17 protein-coding genes and 1 riboswitch are annotated in these 20052 nt (G+C 67.8%); of the genes, 1 reads left to right on the top strand and 16 read right to left on the bottom strand.

From position 1 onward, the window contains the following. Window positions 1-12: 12 nt before the first annotated feature. From H7F35_RS32930 to H7F35_RS32990, 13 genes are all read right to left on the bottom strand, one after another. On the bottom strand, window positions 13-1035 hold the full coding sequence (locus H7F35_RS32930; RefSeq protein WP_187110668.1) for an aminotransferase class I/II-fold pyridoxal phosphate-dependent enzyme: 1023 nt from the start codon (window positions 1033-1035) through the stop codon (window positions 13-15). Then, complete coding sequence (cbiB, locus tag H7F35_RS32935; protein ID WP_187110669.1) at window positions 1032-2009, bottom strand: adenosylcobinamide-phosphate synthase CbiB; 978 nt, start codon at window positions 2007-2009, stop codon at window positions 1032-1034. Before cbiB ends, H7F35_RS32930 begins: the two co-directional genes overlap by 4 nt. Window positions 2010-2030: 21 nt before the next feature. Continuing rightward, on the bottom strand, window positions 2031-6071 hold the full coding sequence (gene cobN, locus H7F35_RS32940) for a cobaltochelatase subunit CobN (protein ID WP_261803457.1): 4041 nt from the start codon (window positions 6069-6071) through the stop codon (window positions 2031-2033). Further along, window positions 6068-6424: a DUF2149 domain-containing protein gene (locus H7F35_RS32945; protein WP_187110670.1), complete on the bottom strand. Its 357-nt coding sequence runs from the start codon at window positions 6422-6424 to the stop codon at window positions 6068-6070. The genes cobN and H7F35_RS32945 overlap by 4 nt, the downstream gene beginning before the upstream one ends. Beyond that, on the bottom strand, window positions 6421-6894 hold the full coding sequence (locus H7F35_RS32950; protein WP_187110671.1) for a MotA/TolQ/ExbB proton channel family protein: 474 nt from the start codon (window positions 6892-6894) through the stop codon (window positions 6421-6423). Before H7F35_RS32950 ends, H7F35_RS32945 begins: the two co-directional genes overlap by 4 nt. Continuing rightward, window positions 6894-7592 carry a 5,6-dimethylbenzimidazole synthase gene (gene bluB, locus H7F35_RS32955; RefSeq protein WP_187110672.1) on the bottom strand — a complete coding sequence of 233 codons (699 nt, stop codon included), beginning with the start codon at window positions 7590-7592 and terminating at the stop codon, window positions 6894-6896. Before bluB ends, H7F35_RS32950 begins: the two co-directional genes overlap by 1 nt. 8 nt (window positions 7593-7600) lie before the next feature. After that, window positions 7601-8170 carry a cob(I)yrinic acid a,c-diamide adenosyltransferase gene (gene cobO, locus H7F35_RS32960; protein WP_187110673.1) on the bottom strand — a complete coding sequence of 190 codons (570 nt, stop codon included), beginning with the start codon at window positions 8168-8170 and terminating at the stop codon, window positions 7601-7603. Window positions 8171-8554: 384 nt separating this feature from the next. Further along, complete coding sequence (locus tag H7F35_RS32965) at window positions 8555-9340, bottom strand: ABC transporter ATP-binding protein (protein WP_187110674.1); 786 nt, start codon at window positions 9338-9340, stop codon at window positions 8555-8557. After that, window positions 9337-10347, bottom strand: coding sequence for a FecCD family ABC transporter permease (locus H7F35_RS32970; RefSeq protein ID WP_187110675.1), 1011 nt, complete (start codon window positions 10345-10347; stop codon window positions 9337-9339). Before H7F35_RS32970 ends, H7F35_RS32965 begins: the two co-directional genes overlap by 4 nt. Before the next feature lie 11 nt (window positions 10348-10358). After that, entirely contained in the window at window positions 10359-11228 is an 870-nt protein-coding gene (locus H7F35_RS32975; protein ID WP_187110676.1) for an ABC transporter substrate-binding protein, read from the bottom strand. After that, window positions 11225-11797, bottom strand: a complete 573-nt coding sequence (locus H7F35_RS32980; protein ID WP_187110677.1) for a bifunctional adenosylcobinamide kinase/adenosylcobinamide-phosphate guanylyltransferase — start codon at window positions 11795-11797, stop codon at window positions 11225-11227. Before H7F35_RS32980 ends, H7F35_RS32975 begins: the two co-directional genes overlap by 4 nt. Then, entirely contained in the window at window positions 11787-13235 is a 1449-nt protein-coding gene (locus H7F35_RS32985; RefSeq protein ID WP_187110678.1) for a cobyrinate a,c-diamide synthase, read from the bottom strand. The genes H7F35_RS32980 and H7F35_RS32985 overlap by 11 nt, the downstream gene beginning before the upstream one ends. After that, complete coding sequence (locus H7F35_RS32990) at window positions 13220-15139, bottom strand: TonB-dependent receptor domain-containing protein (RefSeq protein ID WP_187110679.1); 1920 nt, start codon at window positions 15137-15139, stop codon at window positions 13220-13222. The genes H7F35_RS32985 and H7F35_RS32990 overlap by 16 nt, the downstream gene beginning before the upstream one ends. Before the next feature lie 94 nt (window positions 15140-15233). Then, window positions 15234-15488, bottom strand: a riboswitch (cobalamin riboswitch). Window positions 15489-15582: 94 nt separating this feature from the next. Between H7F35_RS32990 and H7F35_RS32995 the strand changes: the two genes are divergently transcribed. Beyond that, window positions 15583-17304: a ClcB-like voltage-gated chloride channel protein gene (locus H7F35_RS32995; RefSeq protein WP_187114499.1), complete on the top strand. Its 1722-nt coding sequence runs from the start codon at window positions 15583-15585 to the stop codon at window positions 17302-17304. A gap of 18 nt (window positions 17305-17322) precedes the next feature. Here the strand turns inward: H7F35_RS32995 and H7F35_RS33000 are convergent, their stop codons facing one another. From H7F35_RS33000 to H7F35_RS33010, 3 genes are all read right to left on the bottom strand, one after another. Next, window positions 17323-17838: a RidA family protein gene (locus H7F35_RS33000; protein ID WP_187114500.1), complete on the bottom strand. Its 516-nt coding sequence runs from the start codon at window positions 17836-17838 to the stop codon at window positions 17323-17325. Between the two features lie 69 nt (window positions 17839-17907). Continuing rightward, a complete protein-coding gene (locus tag H7F35_RS33005) occupies window positions 17908-18330 on the bottom strand; it encodes a c-type cytochrome (RefSeq protein WP_187110680.1) in 423 nt (140 codons plus the stop codon). Window positions 18331-18354: 24 nt separating this feature from the next. Next, window positions 18355-19950: a flavin monoamine oxidase family protein gene (locus H7F35_RS33010; RefSeq protein ID WP_222621992.1), complete on the bottom strand. Its 1596-nt coding sequence runs from the start codon at window positions 19948-19950 to the stop codon at window positions 18355-18357. Between the last annotated feature and the right edge of the window lie 102 nt (window positions 19951-20052).

Raw genomic sequence — 20052 nt, forward strand, 5'->3', positions numbered from 1 at the left:
GTGTCCGTTCGATCAATAGTCTGCGGAAGCGGCCGCGCGTGTCCAGGCCTCTTTCAGGGCCTGCTGGCTCTGCGGCGGGAGCACACCCAACCGCACATGGCCCGGCAGGCCGAAGGAGGCGCAGTCGCGCAGCTTGATGCCGTCGGCGCGCAGCGCGGCGGCCTGCGCGGGATAGGGCCGGTCGGTGCGCGCGCAGAAGAAATTGCCATCGCTCGGCAGGCAATGCCAACCCAGCGATTCGCAGAGGGCGCGCTGCCCGGCCTTCCACGCGCGCAGGGTCTGCAGGCTCTGCGCAAGCCAGGCCTGTGCCTCGCCGCCGGTCCAGGTTTCGAGCAGCGCGACGCCGTGCGTGCCCAGCGGCCACGACGGCGCGAGCCGGTCCAGGCGTTGCAGCAGCGGTGCGGTGTCGTCGCCATCGGGTGCGATGGCATAGGCGGCGCGGATGCCTGTCAGGCCCATGGCCTTGTTCGGTGTCCACAACTGCCAGACACGGTCGCGTTGCGTCGCATCGAGCGAAGCCCGGCCTTCGAGGCGCAAGGGCTCGTACGCCATGTCGAGCACGCAGATGCCGCTCCTGCTTTCGGCGTGTTGCACCAGATCGGCCTGCGCCTGTCCCATCGGGCTCGAAGGTTCGCAGCACCAGCGAAGCGCCGCAGACGCGTGCGATGCCGGCGCGCGCAGCGACTGCAAACCCCAGGCCTGCGCGGCGCGCTCGTAGTCACCGTAGCTGTGCGCCGGCAGCCAGACCTGCAAGCCGCCGCCTTGTGCGACAGCGGCGCTGATGCGATGGATGAACTCGCTCGCACTCGCGGCGATCACGATGCGTTCGGCGGCCACGCTATGGAAGCGCGCGAGCCTTGTGCGCAACGCCGTGTAGCGCGGGTCCGGATAGTGCGCGGCATCGGCGGCGCGGATCGCGGCCACGGCGACAGGACACGGCCCTATTGCATTGCCGTTGGTCGAGAAGTCGTGCGGCGCGGTGCCGGATTCGTCGGGGCCGCCGTGCACGGCGTTGGCAGTGCGATCTGGCGTCATGCCCACCACCTCCAGCCCGAGGCCGCCACGATCGCCAGCGATGCCAGGACAGCCACAGCGAAGACGGCCCGGCCGCCGAGCTGCGCGGTGCGCTGCATGTCGGCGGCGGTCGGCGCGCGGCCTTCGGCGTTCAATGCATAGACACCCGGCTTGGCCAGCCGCACGCCGAGCAGCAAGGCCATCGTCGCCATCGGCCAGCCACTGTTGGGCGATGGCGTGCGGCGCGCTTCGTCGGTCAGGCCGGCCGGCCAGCGCCAAGCCGCGAGCGCTAGCAGCAGCACCGTGAGCCGCGCCGGCAGCCACGAGAGCAGATCGTCCGCGCGTGCGGCCCATTTGCCGAACCATGTCCAGTCGCGCCCATTGCGCTCGCCGAGGTAGCCCCACATGGCATCGGCCGTGTTGGCGAAACGGTAGACCGCCGCACCCGGCAGGCCGAGAAGCACGAACCAGAACAGCGGCGCCACCAGCGAATCGTTGAGGTTTTCAGCGAGCGATTCGATGGCGCTTTCGCGCACCTCGCGTTCGCTGAGCATGGAGACATCACGGCTCACCAGCCTGGCCAATTGCTTGCGGCCGGCGTCGAGCGACACGGCCAGCGCGGCTTCGACCGCCAGCACTTCGTCGCGCAGCATGCGCCATGCAAAGAGCGGCTTGAGCAGCAGGCCCAGCAGCACCGCCATGGCCCACAAGGGCAGCCACACCGCGAGCATCCCCTGCAACGCCATCGCCACGCCGCCGACGCATACAGCGCCTACACACCACGTCAGCGCCCCGATGAAGAAAGCCGGCAGATCGAGGCGCTTCGCATCCCTTGTCAGTGGCGCAACGCGCGAGCCGATCCCGCCGAGGTACAGCCCCATCCACACGACCGGATGGCAACGCGCGGGAGGCTCACCGAGCCAGCGGTCGATGGCCAGCGCGAGCCACAGGGCGGCAACGACGGCAAGGGCGTATTCAAGAGTGGCGTGGGGCATGGGAGCCGCCATTCTCGCGAATCAGGCGGGGACTTTGCCGCGTCGCCACTGCATCCATGCGCCGAGCGCGACCAGCAGCGCCGCGCCGAATGCGATCCAGAGGCGAAAGACGAGCGTGTCGGCCGTGGGCGCGGGTGTCGCGTCGGCCGTGGGTTCGAGCTTGAGGCCGGTGACGGGCTGCATGCTGTCCGGCGCCGGCTCGGCGGCCGGTGTCGTGGGCCCAGGCACGGGGGCAGGTGCAGCAGGTGGCGACGCGACGACCACCGGCACCACCGGCGCATTCCACTTCGGTGCCGCGGGTGCCACAGCCGATGCCAACTCCGCCTGCGCAAACCGCTGCACCGCCGTATTCCGTTCACGCATCCCGGTGGCACGCACCGCTTCCGAATAAGCCTGCGCCAGCTCGCGCCGGGTCTTCGCGTCCGGCTTCCAGTAGTCCAGCCGCACTGCATCGAGCATGCGCTCCAGCGTCTGCGCGAAGGCGGCGCGGTTGTCGCCTTCCAGCCATTCGCGCGTGCCCAGCTTGTACTTGTCGCGCACATAGACCTCGTGCAGCGACTGCCACTGGTCCTGCCGCACGGTGCCCGGGGCCGTGACCTGCCAGCCCCACAGGAACTGCGCCGTCTTCAAGACCTGCAGCGTGCCGCTGTAGCCCTCAGCCTTCTGCGCTTCGATCCATTGCGGATGCAGGTAGCGCGTCTGCATTTCGCGCGCGATGGCGCCAGCGGCAGTGTCGGTGCGCACCGCGCTGCCGTCGCGCAGGTTCTGCACGTAGAGCGCGGGGTCCTTGCCTGTGAGCTGTCGCACGGCTTGCGCGATGCCACCCAGGTACTGGAACGGGTCGTCGTTGGTCAGCACGCCGTAGAGATTGGAGCTGCGCGCCATCAGCGCCGCATCGACCTGCATGAGGTTGCCGGCATAGGCGCCGGGGCGCGCTGCGCCGTCGAGGCCCTTGCCGTAGGCGTGTCCCATGCGGTCCATGTAGAGCTGCGCCATCTGCGCGTCGCCGCCGCCACGGTTCTGCCTGGCCCAGACATCGCTCGCCAGCGCGGCCTCTTCGAGTCCGGCGCCGTAGCTGCCCTGCTCGTTCGAGAACACGCGCGCGGTCGACCAGCGCGTGGCCTCGGCCGCTGTCGCGCCTTCCGCGCGCAGCTTGCGCGCCAGCGTCTCGCTGTGCTGCGCGACGGCGTTGCCGGCTTCGGGCAATGCGGCCACCTGCTGCACCGCCTCGTCGAGCCAGCGCATCACGTTCGGAAACTGGTCGCGGTAGGAGCCGGTGACGCTGACCAGCACGTCCATGCGCGGGCGGCCCAGCACCTGCGCCGGGATCACGTCGATGCCTGTCATGCGGCCGGCTTCGTCCCAGCGCGGTTTCACGCCCATGGCGTAGAAGGCCTGGCTCTCCAGCACACCCTGATGGCGCGACGCCTCTCCGGCCCACAGCGTGAAAGCGATCTTCTCCGGCGCCTTGCCGGCATGGGTCTTCGCGTGTTCGGCGATCCATGCATCCATCGCGGCCACGCCGGTCTCCCAGGCCGCGCGCGTGGGCACGCGGCTCGGATCGAAACCGTAGAGATTGCGGCCGGTCGGCAGGCTGTCGGGGTTGCGCACCGGGTCGCCGCCGTAGCTGGACTTGAGGTAACGGCCGTCGAGCGCGGTCAGCAGGCCTTCGATTTCCTCGTTGTGCGCGAGCACGGCATCGAGTTTCTGCGCGCGCTGGGCGAGAGCAAGAAGGCTCTGCACATCGGCCGGGGTCTTGCCCATGGCGCCGGCCGCCGGTGCGTCTGTCAGGGCGAGTTCGACCCAGCGTGCCGGTCGCGAGCCAGCCACGTTCTTCGCGTCGATCAGGAAGGCTTCGTCGATGTCCTCGCCCAAGGCTTCGACCAGCGGCTTGCCGAGGATCTGCAGGATCGTCATGCGACGGCGCTCCGCATCCGGCGCCTGTCCGAAGGTCGCCAGGCCCAGCGGCTGCGCGGTTTGCGCCAGTTCGTCGAGGTACGGATGCAGCACGGCGATGAAGCCCGCGAAGTCGGCACGGATCTGCGCTGGCGTCCATTTCAGGTCGCGGTCGTAGTGCTGTTCGACGAACTCGCCCGTGAGTTGTCGTTCCATCGCGGTCTTCACCGGGCCGGGCGACAGCGTTTCCCAGTCGTGCATGCGCTCGTGCATCGCCTGCACGCCGGGGCGAAAGCCGGCGGGCGCGAACATCGGCGTCGAATGGCTCACCATCGTCGCGCGGCCACGGCGCTTGGCAGTGGTGGCCTCGCCGAGGTTGTCCATGATGTACGGGTAGACGTTCGGCAGGTCGCCAAGGGCAAGCAGCGGATCGTCCTGCACCGACAGTCCGCGCTCCTTTCCCGCCGACCATTCGACCGTGCCGTGCGTGCCCACGTGCACGACCGCGCTGGCGCCGAACTGCGTGCGCAGCCACAGGTAGGTGGCCAGGTAGCTGTGGCTCAATGGAATGGCCGAGCGGTGATACACCTGCTCGGCCTTGTCCGCCACCTGCGTGCCGGGCTCGAAGCGCGGCGGCTGGCGCAACACGACCACATTGCCGAATTGCACGCGCGGGATCACGAAAGACGGCTCGCCCGCGACCGGTCGCAGCATGGTCGACTTCTCGGGCGGCCCCCAGTAGGTCTCGATGCGCCGCTGCGTGTCCACAGGCAGCGAACGAAACCACGCGACGTAGCGCGACAGCGGCAGCGCATCGGCCAGCCCCTTGTCGAGCAACGGCTGCAGCGCATCGCCCTGCGCCGTCGGGTAGTAAGCCTTCATCGTGGCCTGCACCTGCGCGATGAGTGCGTCGGCGCCGGGGATGTCCGTGCGGTAGCCGGCGGACTTCATCGCCGCCAACATGTTGTTCACGCTGCGCGGCACATTGAGGAAGGAAGCGCCGAAGTTGGCCTCGCCCGGCGGGTAGTTGTAGACCAGCATCGCGACACGCCGGTCCGCCGCGGGCGTGCGCTGCAGGCGCAGCAATGCTGCGGCTTTGTCGGCCACCGCATCGATCTGCGCGGGCAGTGGTTGCAGCGCGCCGCTCGCTGTATCGCGAGCGCTCACGAGCATCGGGTCGGTCATGCCGGCCAGCTCGCTCGGGCTGTAGTACGACGCGATGTCGGTCTGCGCCAGCCCGTCCTTGCTCTGTGCCCACTGCGTGGCGTCCATGGCCAGCGAAGGCAGCGTCTGCAACACAGGCACGCCAATGCGCTCCAGCTCGGCCTTGCGCTCGTTCGGGCTGAAGACCAGCGAGGCGTTGACGATCAGGTCGGCCACGCGTCTCTCTTCGCCGCCCGCACCGTGGGTCATGCGAAAGAACAGGTCCTTCTGCTGACGCGGGCCGTAGAAGGCATAGGCGCGCAGGCCACGCTGTTCGAGCGAAGCGATCAGGCGGTCGAGCCAGCCGGTGTCGTCGTTGCTCACGGTGGCGCTGTTGATGGCGATGGCGACGGTGCCGCCGGTGCCCGGCAGGCGGTCCAGCGCGGTGATGTCGGTTTCGATGCGCGGCCAGCCCGGGTGATAAAGGCCGGCGAGTGGTAGCGGCACGGGTGCGGGCAAACCGGCGAGGTCGTCGACCTGCGCCAACGCCTTCATCGCCGCGCCGAGGTTCGCAGTGCCGGAGAAACGCCAGTACTCGCGCAACCGCTGTGCCCACAAAGCATCGACACCGCGCTCCGCTGCCAATGGCGCCGCTATAGAAGCCTGTCCCTTGGCCACCAGCGCGAATTCGCCGACCAGCACATAAGGCACGGCGCTGCGCGAGATCGCATCGCCGAAGCGCGCCGCAGCGGCCTGCGCCACGCTGATGTGCGGCGCGTCGATCACAAGCAGCCGTGCGCCATCAAGTGCGGCAGCCAATGCGTCAGGAGAATCCTGCGCGGCCGACACCACCTGCATCGGCAGCCCAGCCTCGCGCGCCGCCGCCTGCAGCCGCACCACACGCGCCGGAGACACCAGCGACGTGCTCAACACCACGATGCGCGAAGCCGCGGCCTGCTGGGCCTGGGCCGGCACAAAAAAGCCCAGCCCCATCAGCAGGAGCCAGAAGAAGAATCGCGTCACTTCCCGCCCTGCGCAGCAGGCACCGCTTCCGCCGGCACGTAGACCATCGTGCCGTCCTTCAGTCGCCACGCGGTGCCGGCCTTCTCGCCATCGCCCCGCCCCGTCGCGCCGCTGGCCTTGAAGCGCGTGATCTTCTGGCCTTCGCGCGTGATGATCTCCATGTCCGGCTGGCCCTCATGGCGGATGATGGTCAGCTTGTCCTGCGCGAACGGGTTCATCGGGTTGTTGATGACCGCGATCATCAGCATGCCGATGACCACCATGAACACGTCGATCAGGTTGATGGTCGACAGCACCGGATCGTCGTCATCGCTGTCGAGGCTGCTCAGGATGGAAAACTGACGCCTGCTCATGAGAGCCGATCCCGCGCATCCAGCACCGCCACCAGTTCACGCATCAGCCAGCGCCGGCGCACGGTGTAGACCACGAAGGTGATCGAGGCCGAAGCCAGCGCCACGATCACGCTCGCGAACGCGGGTGCCAGGCTTTGCGCCACGCCTTGCGATTCGCCCGAGGCCACGGCCACCAGCGCCGGGCCCATCGGGATCATGGTGGCGATCAGCCCCAGCATTGGCGCCACGCGACTGCACAGGCGCACGCCTTCGAGCTGCTTGAGCACCACCAGCTCCATCTGCTCCTGGCTTGCATCGGCATGGCGCTGCAACGTCAGCACGCGCGAGGGATCGCGGCGGCGCTGCAGGTACTCGATGCCGAAGGCGCCGAGGCAATACACCGCATAGACAAAAGACAGCAGCACGCCGAGCGTCACGGGCCAGAGGAACAGGCGCGCAAGCTCGAACAGAACGGTATCGAAGGCCAGCATCAGGTGGGCTCCACAGGCGATGGGTTGGCGGAAGGGCCATCAGCAAACAGGTCCGAAGCCCGACCCCAGCACTCGTCGAACACCAGCGCCGACAGCGGCTCGCGCCGGGCCCAGCGTTCGCGCTGCAGCATCGGCTCTTCGTAGAAATCGTGCACCGGGCCCAGGCACAGCAAGGCGATGGGCTCGGCGCCGTCCGGCAGGCCGAGCAGCACCGACACCTCGGCCGGATCGAACAACGACACCCAACCCATGCCCAGCCCTTCCGCGCGCGCCGCGAGCCAGAGGTTCTGGATGGCGCAAGAGGCAGAGGCCAGGTCCATCTGCGGCAGGGTGCGGCGGCCGAACACGTGCTTTTCGCGGCCGTCGGCCAGCGTCACCACCAGCAGTTCGGCCGCGTCGAGCAGGCCCTGCACCTTCAGGCGCATGAACTCGTCTTCGCGCTGCCCGAGCGCACGGGCAGTGAGCACACGTTCGCGCTCGACGGTGTCGTGCAGGCTTTGCCGCAACCCCTGGCCGCGCACGCGGATGAAACGCCACGGCTGCATGAACCCGACGCTGGGTGCGTGGTGCGCGGCTTCGAGCAACCGGCGAAGCAACCCGGGTGCTACGTCCCCACCAGCGAAGTGCCGCATGTCGCGCCGTTCGTGGATGGCGCGGTAGACCGCATCCACCTCATCGGCTGCAAATGCTTGCGCCATCGGGCTCATCAGTCCTCGATACCGCGCTGAGCAGGAATGCCGGCCTTGAACGCATGCTTGACCATGGTCATCTCGGTCACGGTGTCGGCCAGCTCGATGATCTCGGGCGGGCAGCGACGGCCGGTGAGCACCACGTGCACGTGCTTGGGCCGCGCGCGCAGCGTTTCGAGCACGCCTTCGAGCGGCAGCCAGCCGTAGATCAGCGGGTAGGTGATCTCGTCGAGCACGACGAGGAAGAACTCGCCCGAAAGGATGGCGGCCTTGGCCTTTTCCCAGCCGTCGCGCGCAAGCTGGCCCGAGCGTTCGAGGTCCTGGCTCTTCCAGCTAAAACCATCGCCGAGCCCTTCGATCGGAATGCCGATCTGCTCGAACATGCGGTGTTCGCCAAAGCGTGCCGATGGCACTTTCATGAACTGGTAGATCTTCACCGCCTTGCCACGGCCATGGGCACGCAACGCCAAGCCGAATGCTGCTGTGCTCTTGCCCTTGCCGTCGCCGGTGTTGACGATGACGATGCCGCGGCGTTCGCCTTCGGGCTTTTCGTATGGCTTTTCGCTGGGAGGGGTTTCTATTTGCATCGGATTTCCAATTCGGTTGCGCTATTTGGCGTTGTGCCTTGAGTCGCTTGTGTTTCTTCGGGCTTTAGTTCGGGGGCGCATTTGTTCGGGGCGCGTGCGAATGACGCCAGGTACTCCCCTCCGCGAATGTCCCCCGCTTCGCTCCTCCTTTATTTCGCTGCGGGGAGCACCTGGCGTCATTCGCACATGGACACGCTGCTGGAGTGCAGACGATCAACAAGTGCGCTGAGCGCTCGCGCCGATACGGGGCTCTTTTTCGCGAAATAAAGGAGGAGCGAAGCGGGGGACATTCGCGAAAAAGAGCACCGTGTCGGCGTGAGCGACGCCCTGAACAGCAGCGCCCAGAACAACAGCAGCAGCGTTCAAGCCGCATCCCGCCGTACTTCATAGCGGCAGCGCAATCCATTGGTCCGCGACCCGATGCACCCGAATGCGGTGATCGAACACCTGCTCCAGCGCCGCATGGGTCACAGGGTCACCGCAACCTCCGTGATGGGTCACACGCCCGTGGTTCATCACGACCAACTCGTCTGCGGCCAATGCCATCGGCAATTCATGCAACACGCTCACCACCGTCTTGCCTTGGGCGACGAGCGCACGGGCGGTCTGCATCCAGTCGGCCTGATGCGGCGGGTCGAGGTTGGCCAATGGTTCGTCCATCAGCAGCAACTCGGCCTCGACCGCGAGCGCCCGCGCCAGCAACACGCGCTGGCGCTCGCCACCCGAGAGTTGACCCAACGGGCGATTGCGCCAGTCCCAGGCCTGAGTACTGCGCAGCGCGCGTTCCACGGCCTCGCGGTCTTCGGCGCTTGGGGCGGCCAGCCAACGCTGATGCGGCAGGCGGCCGAGCATGGCGATGTCGTAGACCATCAGGTCGTCGGCACTGCCCTCGCCCGTGCCGCTCTGGCCGAGCCAGGACAGGCGCTGGGCGCGAACGCGAGCCGGGATTTTTCCTTGTGCTTCACCGAACAGCCGCACCTCGCCACGGTGTGGCAGCAGGCCGGCGAGCGCCTTGAGCAGCGTCGACTTGCCCGCGCCGTTCGGCCCGACGATGCTGGTCCAGCGCGCGGACGAGAGCTTCAGGTCGATGCCGTGCAGCACCTCGGTCGTGCCGAGCGTGGCGCTCACGCTGCGGGCTTCGAGGGCCGGAACGAGGTCGTTGTCGCTCATGCCAGGCCACCCCGCGCGCTGCGGCGATGCATGAGCCACAGCAGGTAGCTGCCGCCGAGCACGGCGGTCAGCACGCCCACGGGCAGTTCTTGCGGCGCGATCAGCCAGCGCGCCAGCAGGTCGGCCGCCATCAGCAGCAGACCGCCCATCAGCGCCGACAGCACGATCAGCCGCGCATGCGTGGTCTTGACGATCGAGCGCACGAGGTGCGGCGCCGCCAGCCCGACGAAAGCGATCAGGCCCGTCTGCGCCACGGCCGCGCCAGTGGCCAATGCCAGCACCACCACAAGGGCGGCGCGCATACCGCCCAGCGGCAGGCCGAGACTGCGCGCGGTGGCCTCGCCGAGCGCCAGCCCGTCGAGCACCGGCGCCAGCGCCCAGCCCAACAGCACGCAGACCACGCCGACCATGGCCATCACGGCACAGGCGCTCCAGCCGACCAGCCCTGTGCTGCCGAGCACGAAGCCCTGCAGGGCCTGCAGGATGTCGGCCGATGCAATGGTGATGAGGTCTTTCGCGGCGCCGAGCACCACGCCGACGATCACGCCCGCCAGCAGCAGGCGCAGTGTCTGCTGCACACCGTTTGCCAGCATCAGCGTGAGCATCACCGCGAGCACCGCGCCGATGAATGCGGCACCCGTGAGCCCGAGCCGCATCACCCACTGCATGCTCGCGGCTGAACCGCCGAACATCAGCAGCGCCACCGCCACGCCGAGCGAAGCGCCCGAGGCGCTGCCCAGCAGGTACGGGTCGGCCAACGGATTGCGAAACAGCCCCTGTGCCACCGCGCCGGCCAGTCCGAGCAGCGCGCCCGCGAGCCAGGCACCGAGCGTGCGCGGCAGGCGGATGTCCCACACGATCTGCAGCGCCACCGGGTCGTGTCGCGCCGACAGCAGGCTCTCGAAGCCGGTGCTGCCGATGCCCAAGCCGAACAGCAGCAGCGCGGCGCCCAGCACCAGCAGGCCGACGCCGAGCAGCAGCACACGGCGCAGATGGGCGGTTTGCATGCGCGCCCCGCTCACCTTTGGCCCTTGTCCGTGAGGCACTGCGCCATCAGGCGTGCGGCTTCGTCCATGCGCGGGCCGGGGCGCACGAGCACGTCGGACTGCTCCGCGCTGAAACGGCAGATACGGCCTTCACGCACTGCGCGGATGCCAGCCCAGCCGGGGCGCTGCTCCAGCCCTTGCGCACTGCGCACGCTCACCATGATGAGGTCGGGGTTGGCGCGCACCACATATTCGGGGTTGAGCTTGGGGAATGGTCCGAGCGCCGCCGGCACGATGTTCTTCACGCCGAGCCTCGCCAGCGTTTCACCGATGAACGACGACTCGCCCGCCGCATACGGCGCGTTGTTGACTTCGAAGTACACGCGCAAACCCTTCGCGCTTGTCGGCAGCGACTGCGCGGCGGCCGACACGCTGGCATCGATCACGCGCCAGACCTTGGGCGCCTCGTGCGTGCCGAGCACTTGGTCGAGCTTGTCGAGCACGCGCCGCACGTCGGCATGGCTCTTGGGTTCGAGCACCAGCACCTTCACGCCCAGCGCTTCGAGCCGCTGCGTGACGCGCGAGGACTTGGCGAGCAGCACCGCATCGGGCTTGAGCGCCACGATGGCTTCGACGTTCGGGTCGAGCCCGCCGCCGACCTGCGGCAAGGCCTTCACCTGCTCAGGCGAGTTGGAATAACGGTCGACACCCACCAGCCGCCCGCAGGCGCCGAGCGCGCAGACCGATTCGGTGAGCGACGGCAGCAGCGAGACGATGCGTTGCGGCGACTGCGGCAGGCTCACGGTCACGCCGCGTTCGTCGACCACGTCGAAGGCGTGCGCGCCCAGCGCGAATGCGGCCAGGCCGAGGGCGAACGACAGCGATCGGATCAGTCTCTTCATGCAGCGGGTGCTTTCAGGCTCAACGGCAGGCCGGCCGCCATCAGTGTGACGCGGTCGCAAGCGGCGGCCACGTCCTGGTTCAGGCGGCCCAGCGCATCGACGAAGGCGCGCGTCTCGCGGCCCAGGGGAATCACGCCCAGGCCGATCTCGTTGCCGACGATCACCACGGGGCCGCGCGCCTCGCGCAGCGCCATCAGCAGCATGGCGGCGTGCGTGGCCGGCGTGCGCGTGGCGGGCCGCGCGTCTTCCATCGGCATCAGCAGGTTGGTGAGCCACAGCGTAAGGCAGTCGATGACCACCAGCGTCTCGGGCGTGCTCTGCGTGACGACAGCGCGCGCAAGTTCGATGGGCTCTTCGATGGTCCGCATGCCGGGCACGCGCTCGGCGCGGTCGGCCTGGTGGCGCACGATGCGCTCCTGCATTTCGTCGTCGTAGGCCTGCGCGGTGGCGATCAGCACGGCGCGGCGGCCCTTCGCGTCGGCCGCGAGCCAGTCGATGGCGCGCTGTTCGGCGCGGCGCGACTTGCCGCTCTTCTGCCCGCCGAGGATGAATTCGCGTTCAACGGGCATCGCTGTCTTCCTTCGCGGCGTCGTGGCTTTCGAGTTCGATCGGCATGGCGCCGAAAAGCCGTGCCGTGGCTTCGGGGCTGGAGGCGAACCATGCGTGGAAGTAGCTTGCGCGCACCGGGCCATGCACATACAGGGCTTCGCCGGCACGGGCGCCCACTGCCTGGGTCACGGCGGGCCGGGCAGTGTGGGCGGCTGGCACCAGCGGCGTCTCGCAGCTCGAATAGTGGAAGGTGTGGCCGCGCAGAGTGTGGTTGCCCAGCGTGAGCTGCTGCGGGCCGAGGCCGGCCAGGCGCTTTTGCATCGTCACCCGGCCCGGCAGCAGGCTCCAGAGCCGGTGAACGTCTGGCGGGCGCGTCGCATCGGCGTGCGTGGCCAGTTCGTCGAACAGCGCCATCATGCCGCCGCATTCGGCCCAGATGGGCTTGCCAGCCGCCGCGTGGTCTGCCAATGCGTCGCGCATCTGCGTCGCCTCGGCCAGCGCAGCGGCATGCAGCTCGGGGTAGCCGCCGGGCAACCAGACGGCATCGCAGGCCGGCAAGGCATCGCCCGCGAGCGGCGAGAAAAAGGAAAGCCGCGCGCCGAGTGCGGTGAGCACGTCGAGGTTCGCGGGGTAGATGAACGAGAAGGCCGCATCGCGCGCGATGGCGATGGTGCGGCCGGCCAGCAAAGGCGGCACCGGCGCAACCGGCGCCGATGCTTGCGCCTCGAAACGAACCTGCGGCAACTGCCCGATCGGCATCTGGCCCAACGGCGTTGTGGCCAGCACATCGGCTGCCGCATCGAGCCGCGCCATCGCATCGCCGAGTTCGGCCGCCAGGACCAGGCCCAGGTGCCGTTCAGGCAACGAGAACGCCGGATCGCGTGGCAAGGCGCCCAGCCATTGCGAAGGCTCGCGCAAGGCGTCCTTCAACATGCCCGCATGGCGCTCGCTGGCCACGCGATTGGCCAGCACGCCGGCCCACGGCAATCCGGGGCGGAAATTCTGCAGGCCGAAAGCCAGCGCGCCGAAGGTGCCGGCCATGGCGCCCGCGTCGATCACCGCCAGCACCGGCAGGCCGAAGCGCTCAGCCAGATCGGCCGCGCTGGGCGTGCCGTCGAACAGGCCCATCACGCCTTCGACGATCAGCAGGTCGCACTCGGCCGCCGCGGCTCGCAGGCGCGCGCGGCAATCGGCCTCGCCGGTCATCCACAAATCGAGCGAATGCACCGGTGCGCCGGTGGCCAGCGCCAGCCAATGCGGATCGAGAAAATCGGGCCCGCACTTGAAGGCACGCACCCGACGGCCCTGACGCGCATGCAGCCGCGCGAGCGCGGCTGCAACGGTCGTCTTGCCCTGCCCCGAGGCAGGCGCCGCCACCAGCACCGCGGCGCAGGTGGGGGCCGCGGCGCCGGCGGCGTCGCTTCGTTGTTGCGAAAGTTGGCTTATTGCGGCGTCCACTTGAGCCCGACGTACGCGGTGCGACCGGCGGTGGCATACAGCCGCGCGTACTGGTAGTCCTTGTTGCCCACATTGTCGACGCGCGCGATGAGGTTCAGGTCGCGTGTGATCGGCGTGCTGGCCGACAGGTTCAGCAGTGTGTAGCCACCGAGCTTGACGGTGTTGGCGGCGTCGTCGTAGCGCTTGCTGGAGGTTTGCACTTCCGCACCCAGCGTCCAGCCTGCGATGCGCCAGTCGGCGCCGAGGGTCGCGTGGCGCTGTGCACGGCGGGCCAGCAGGTTGTTGGTGGCAAGGTCGCGCGGGTCCTGGTAGTCGAGCGAGGCGCGCAGGGTCACGTCGCCGATGCGATGGCCGCCCGACAGCGTGACGCCCTGGTAGCGGGCACGCGCCGTGCTGGCGTAGCAACCGAAGGACGACTGGCAACCCTTGGCGCTGCCGTCGAACACGATCAGGTTCTGCACCCGGTTGTTGTAGACGACGATGCCTGCGGTGGTGGCACCCTCGGTGTACTGCAGGCCCAGCTCGACGTTGCGGCTCGACTCGGGCTTGAGGCTCGCAAGGCCGTACTCGCTGAAGCGCTGGTACAGCGTGGGCACGCGGAAGGCGGTGCCGGCCGACACGGTGGCGCGCAGCGTGGAGGTGATGGCATAGCCGTAGGCGGCGCTGCCGGTGGTCTTGCCGCCGAACTCGCTGTCCTTGTCGTGGCGCACATGCAGCTGCAGCGAGTGCGGGCCTTGCACGAAGCCGTAGCCCAGTGCGATGCCGTCCTGCGAGCGATCACGTGAGAGGAGCTTGGCCGTGGTGGTGGCCGCCGGATTCACCAGCCCGTCTTCCCGACGTTCGAGCGTGGCCGTCACCAGGTGGGGACCGAAGCGGAACTCGTTCTGGAACAGGTAACCGCGCAGGTGGGTCTCGGTGCGGTAGTACGAGGGATCGGTCTCGTAGGTCGAGCGTGAATCGGTCACCTGCACGCGGGTGCTGTAGATCTCGTTCCATTTGGCAGACCACGTCAGGGCCGCGGTGCGCAAGGTGTTGCTGGAAAGATCGTCCTTGAACAGGAACGGCAGCTTGGTCTTGTAGCCGATCGTCGTGTCGTAGCCCGCCAGGATGTCGCTGGACAGCACCGAGGCTTCGATGCGCTGGTCGGGCGTGATCTGGTAGCCCAGCTTCACGTTGCCCGAGTTGCTGCGATAGCCGTCGCGGTCGGGGCTGGTGTAGCCGTCCTTGGACAGCACGCGCTTGGACGCCGGCTGCACATTGAAGCCCTTGCTTTCTTCATGCGCCACGCCCAGCGAATAGTCGAAGGCACCCGACTTGCCGCTCAGGCCTGCTTCGAGCTTGCGCAGGTCATTGCTGCCGATACCCACGCCCACGTAGGGCGACACGCCCTCTTCGCCACGCTTGGTGAAGAGCTGGATCACGCCGCCGATGGCGTCGGAGCCGTACACCGCCGCGGCCGGGCCTCGCAGCACTTCGATGCGGTCGATCTGGGCGAGCGGAATGCCTTCCCAGCCGGCGCCGCCGGTCGATTGCGAGTCGATGCGCACGCCGTCGAGGTACACAGCCGTGAAGCGCGTTTCGGCACCCCGGATGTAAACGTTGGTGGTGTTGCCCACGCCGCCGTTGCGCGTGATCTCGATGCCCGGCAGGCGCGACAGCACATCGGCCACGCCGGTCGCGCCGCTGCGCTCGATGGCCTGGCGGTCGATGATGGACACGTCGCCCACGATGTCCGACAGCGCCTGTGGCGTGCGGTTGGCCGTGACCACGGTTTCGCCGAGCGTTGGCGCTTCCTGGGCATGAGCGAGGCCACCGAAGGCCGAAGCGAGCGCGAGCGGCAGGCACGCGAGGTGGCTGCGGCGCACAGGGGCGCGGCCGCGAGAAAGAGAAACGCAGGAAATCATGAGTTGAGCCGAACGAACGTCAATGCCCCTTGCCGGCCTCCCCGCCGGCGCCTGGGCGCCATGGCTGCTTCATGCATCGATTCATCGTCATGCATGCGGCAGCCGCCTCGTTGGCCGGTATCCGGGCTGGCAGAACGGCCCCTCGCCGCCTTCCCAGGTGCCTGTTTCAGGGCACCCAGTGGCTGGATGGAGAGGGGTTGGCGCCTTGCGGCGCCGTCTGCTTGACCGTTGCGGGGGCAGCGCAGGTGGCTTGGGCCTTGGATCCCGAGTTCGGGGGCTTCCACTCCTGCTTCCCGTTGAACTGCGCCGTGTGAACCACGCCGCGAGCACCAACGGCCGGGATTTTAGGCCCTGCCACCGGCTCTTTAAGTCGAAAGTTGCGCCCCGCTAACATCGACGTCCATGGACTGTTGCGTTTTGAAGACCATGAACCGGGCGTCGGCATGATGCGGCCGGCCTCGCTTTTTCTGAGTCTTCGTTCGGCGTTGCAGCGGCTCTTCGGCGTCTCGGGCTGGCAGTCGATGCTGTTGTGGTCCATCGTGGCCGGGCTGCTCGGCGCACTGGCGACCGAACTTTTTCGTGCCGCGCTGTATGCCTTCGAGCATCTGGTGCTCGGCCCCGGCGAAGGCCTCGTGGCGATGGCGCGCCATCTGCCATGGTGGGCGCGCATCGCCTGCCCCACGCTCGGCGGGCTGGTGGCGGGCGGACTGCTGGTGCTGGCCAGGCGCGTGACGGTGCACAAGAGCACCACCTCCGACTATATGGAAGCCATCGTGCTCGGCGACGGACGCATTCCGGTCGCGCAGACGCTGGTGCGCAGCGCGTCGTCGCTGGTGAGCATCGGCAGCGGCGGTTCGATCGGCCGCGAAGGCTCGATGGTGCAACTGGCGGCGCTGGCTGCGTCGCTGCTGGGCCGGGTGTTCCGCTTTCCGGTCGAACGGCTGCGGCTGCTGGTGGCCTGTGGCGCGGCAGCGGGGTTGACCGCCGCCTACAACGCGCCGATTGCGGGCGCGTTCTTCGTCGCCGAGATCGTGCTCGGCTCCATCGCAATGGAAAGCGTGGGGCCGATCATCATTGCGTCGGTGGTCGCCAATGTGGCGATGCGCGCGCTGCCGGGCTACCAGCCGCCCTACCTGATGCCGGTGTTTCCCGAGATCCATGGCGCCGAGGTCGTGCTGTTTGCGTTGCTGGGCGTGCTGCTGGGTTTTGCGTCGGTCGGCTTCCTGCGGGCGCTGCATGGCAGCCGTGCATTGTTCGCAAAGCTGCCGATCGCGCTGCCGTGGCGGCTTGCCCTGGGCGGGTTGGTGATGGGCGCGATTTCGGTGCCGCTGCCCGAGGTCTGGGGCAACGGCTACAGCGTGGTCAATTCGGTGCTGCACTCGCCGTGGCCCTGGACGCTGATCGCGATGGTGCTCGCGGCCAAGGCCATCGCCACGCTGGCCACGGCCGGCTCGGGCGCGGTGGGGGGCGTGTTCACGCCCGCGCTGTTCTTCGGCTGCATGATCGGTGCGCTGTTCGGCGTGGGGGTGCAGGCGCTGTGGCCCGAGGCAAGCTCTGCCCCGTTTGCTTACGCCATCGTCGGCATGGGCGCCTTTCTGGCGGGCGCGACACAGGCGCCGCTGATGGCCATCCTGATGATCTTCGAGATGACGCTGAGTTACCAGGTGATGCTGCCGCTGATGGCCGCCAGCGTCATCGCGTACTTCGTGGCGCGCTCGGCCAACGCCGGCTCGATGTACGAGATCACGCTGCACCGCAATGCACAGCGCGATGCGCAACTGCGCCTGCGCGGACTGCACATGCGCGACCTGGTGCAGCCGGCCGAAACGGTGGTTGGCCCGGATGCGGACCGCGAAGCCATGAGCCGCCTCTTCCTGCAGCACCCGGTGAAGTACCTCTACGTGGTCGATGCCGACAACCGCTACCTCGGCGTGGTGCCGCTGGCCACGCTCGGCACGGCGCCGACTGAAACGACAGCGGCCGACCTGCTCTCGCAGGCCATCCAGCCGATCACGGCAGACACCAGCCTCGGCGAGGCATTGCAGCGTTTCCTGGAGCATCGCGGCGAGCGGCTGCCGGTGATCGAGAGCATCGATCACCCGGTGCTGCTGGGCGTGGCCGCGAAGAGCGCGCTGCTCGCCACCTACGTGCGGCTGAGCGAATAGCGCGCTGCAGGGCCCTGCTTACTTGGCGGGACGCACCGCCATCACCTCGATCTCGACCAGGTAGGCCGGATTGGCGAGCGCCGCCACCTGCATGGCCGAGCGCACCGGCAGGCGAGGCTGCGCGGTGGTGCCGAAGAACTGGGTGTAGCCCTCCATGAAGCCGGCGAAATCCATCTTGTTGTCCTTGGCTGGATCGCCCACCAGGAACACCTGCATCTTCACCACATCGCCCATCGTCAGGCCCAGGCCCGTGAGGCTTTTCTCGATGGCCTTGAGCACGCCGACGGTCTGGCCCTTGGTGTCGCCACCGTAGGCTGCGGCACTGTTCTTGGGCGCGGTCGCGTCCTGCAGCGGCGGCACCTGGCCGGAGAGGTAGACATTGGTGAACGAGGACGGAATCTCCACCGCCGCCGAGATCGGAAACGATGAGTTCGGAATGCGGTGGCGAATGATCTCGTCGGCTGCGTGGGCCGCACCGGTGCCGGCGGCGAACAGTGCGGCGACAAGCGCCAGCTTCTTCGTGATGGAGGTCATGGTCATGTGTGTTGTCTCTCTACAGGGATGAAAGGAAGGATCTGCCGGATATCGAAGGAGGAACGTCAATCAAGGCCGCAGCTTCTTGACGCTCTCCGCCGCAATGGCGTCGGGGTACTGGTTGCCGAAATGGGTGCGCGCATAGCCGACCACGGAAGCGATCTGCTCATCGCTCAGCATCTTGCCGAAGGCGGGCATGCCCTTCTGGCCGTTGATCACCACATAGAGCGGGTATTCGGGGCTCGCGAGCCGTGGGTTCGAGGACAGCGCCGGATAGGCCCCCGCACCCTTCGCGCCCTGCCCTTGCGCCATGTGGCAGCCCTGGCAGGTGGCGCGATAGATCGACTCGCCCGAGCTTTCCTGGAATCGGGGCCCGACGGAAAACGCAGGCTCGGGCGACTGCGCAAAAGCGGATTGGCCGGCCACCGAGGCCAGCGCGCCGAACGAAAGACCGAGCAGCGCGTGCTTGAAGGTTTTGATGTCGTGGTTCATGGTGGGTGCGTCCTTCACTCGGCGTTACGCGACGGCGCGGGCATGCAGCCGCTGGATGGCGTCGAGCGACGAGAGCAGCGCGCCCTCTTGCCAGGCCGGAATGTAGGAAGCGTGTTCACCGGCCAGCGCGATGCGCCCGTCGACCTGGCACAGGTTCTTGTAGTGCTTCTGGCGTGTTTCGTCGGTCCACATGCCGTAGCAGCCGTGCGAGCCGGGCACACGGTGCCAACCCACGGAAATGCCGTTGTCGAATTCGCTCGCGTACTGCGGATGCAGTTGCGTGCCGAACTCGACGGCGCGGCGCACACGCTCCTCGGGTGCCATGGCGGTGAATTCGTAGGAGTTCGGGCCGTCGAACACATAGGCGCCGAGCACCACCGACTTGCCCTTGGCGCCATAGCGCGTCGAGGGGTACGAGATGCGCGAGATCGGCAGATCGGTGTAGCTGATGCCGCCGTAGATGTGCTCGTCTTCTTCCCAGAAGCGGCGCTTGAACTGCAGGCCCACCTTCACCGATGCGCCGTAGGGCACGGCGTTGATGGCCTCCTGCATCGGCGCGCCGACCTGGATGTCGATCTGGCTCAGCACCGACAGCGGAATGGTGCACAGGCACCAGTCGGCCTTGGCCTGCGTGACCGCATCGCCCTTGGACGCGTCTGTGTAAGTGACGGTCACGCTGCGGTCGTTCTGCTCGATCTTCGTGACCTTGGCGCCGTAGCGGATCAGGCTGCCGACTTCTTTCTGGAAGGCCTTGGCGATCATGTCCATGCCGCCCACGGGCTGGAAGATCGCGCTCTGGAATTCGTAGTCTTGTCCGCTGGCAATGTAGCGCCAGAGGTTGGATTGCAGCAGCTCGCTCATGTCGAGCGGCTTCGATGGCTTGGCCAGCGGCATCAGGCCGCCGCCCGCATCGACTTCATAGCCGCGGCGGTCGCTGCTGATGGCGCCTTCGCGATAGCGGAACTGCGTGTCAAGGGCGCCCCAGCGGCGCAGGCCTTCGAGCAGCTTTTCCTTGTCTTCTTTCGTCAGCGCCGCATCGAGACTGCCCTGGGTGGTGGCCTTGCCGAGCAGTTCGGCCACATAGCCCTGGTAGTCGGCCTGCACATGGCGGTATTGCTGCGGCTTGCCGCCGTAGGCCTTGCTCGAATGCACCAGCGCGTTGTAGTTGACCTGGATGAAGGGCTCCAGCGCCACGCCCAGGCGCTTGCAATAGCCAAGCACCGCATGGTGGTGATAGGGAATGCGCCACGGCCCCGGATTGAAGTACTCGCCCTTGGCGAAGCCGCACTGCTGCACGGCACCGCCCAGCTCGGTGAAGGTGTCGCCTCCGCGCAGCGTCCAGCATCGGCCGCCCGCGCGGTTGCTGAACTCGAGGACCTTGACCGAGTAGCCCGCGTTGCGCAGCTCGAGCGCGGCGGCCATGCCGGCCAGGCCCGCACCAAGAACCAGCACCGACGCACCCTTCTTTGCACCGTCGAGCTTGGGTGGCCCGTTGTAGTTGGACTCGGCGGCAAAGCCCAGCGAGGTCATCGCCTGGTACATCGCGCCGCCTCCGGCGGTCTTGCCGATGAGCGTGAGCAGGTCGCGCCGACTGAATAAAGTGTTGTTCTTCGTGGTCATTGACTGGCTATGGGAGTTTGAAAGGCAACTGGAAGGCAGCAGAATCCATGCCAAGCCCAAGCACCGCGCGCACCATCGGCGGCACCGCATTCCCGGGAAACT

Source organism: Variovorax sp. PAMC26660, assembly GCF_014302995.1.
GTDB lineage: Bacteria > Pseudomonadota > Gammaproteobacteria > Burkholderiales > Burkholderiaceae_C > Variovorax.

Excerpts from the sequence above, each read along its gene's own strand:
- bluB (WP_187110672.1), bottom strand. The coding sequence starts at position 7,592 with ATGGCGCAAGCATTTGCAGCCGATGAGGTGGATGCGGTCTACCGCGCC.
- cbiB (WP_187110669.1), bottom strand. The coding sequence starts at position 2,009 with ATGCCCCACGCCACTCTTGAATACGCCCTTGCCGTCGTTGCCGCCCTG.
- cobO (WP_187110673.1), bottom strand. The coding sequence starts at position 8,170 with ATGCAAATAGAAACCCCTCCCAGCGAAAAGCCATACGAAAAGCCCGAA.
- H7F35_RS32980 (WP_187110677.1), bottom strand. The coding sequence starts at position 11,797 with ATGCCCGTTGAACGCGAATTCATCCTCGGCGGGCAGAAGAGCGGCAAG.
- H7F35_RS32930 (WP_187110668.1), bottom strand. The coding sequence starts at position 1,035 with ATGACGCCAGATCGCACTGCCAACGCCGTGCACGGCGGCCCCGACGAA.
- H7F35_RS33005 (WP_187110680.1), bottom strand. The coding sequence starts at position 18,330 with ATGAACCACGACATCAAAACCTTCAAGCACGCGCTGCTCGGTCTTTCG.
- H7F35_RS32995 (WP_187114499.1), top strand. The coding sequence starts at position 15,583 with ATGATGCGGCCGGCCTCGCTTTTTCTGAGTCTTCGTTCGGCGTTGCAG.
- H7F35_RS33010 (WP_222621992.1), bottom strand. The coding sequence starts at position 19,950 with ATGACCACGAAGAACAACACTTTATTCAGTCGGCGCGACCTGCTCACG.
- H7F35_RS32965 (WP_187110674.1), bottom strand. The coding sequence starts at position 9,340 with ATGAGCGACAACGACCTCGTTCCGGCCCTCGAAGCCCGCAGCGTGAGC.
- H7F35_RS32975 (WP_187110676.1), bottom strand. The coding sequence starts at position 11,228 with ATGAAGAGACTGATCCGATCGCTGTCGTTCGCCCTCGGCCTGGCCGCA.
- H7F35_RS32945 (WP_187110670.1), bottom strand. The coding sequence starts at position 6,424 with ATGAGCAGGCGTCAGTTTTCCATCCTGAGCAGCCTCGACAGCGATGAC.
- H7F35_RS32990 (WP_187110679.1), bottom strand. The coding sequence starts at position 15,139 with ATGATTTCCTGCGTTTCTCTTTCTCGCGGCCGCGCCCCTGTGCGCCGC.
- H7F35_RS33000 (WP_187114500.1), bottom strand. The coding sequence starts at position 17,838 with ATGACCTCCATCACGAAGAAGCTGGCGCTTGTCGCCGCACTGTTCGCC.
- H7F35_RS32970 (WP_187110675.1), bottom strand. The coding sequence starts at position 10,347 with ATGCAAACCGCCCATCTGCGCCGTGTGCTGCTGCTCGGCGTCGGCCTG.
- H7F35_RS32950 (WP_187110671.1), bottom strand. The coding sequence starts at position 6,894 with ATGCTGGCCTTCGATACCGTTCTGTTCGAGCTTGCGCGCCTGTTCCTC.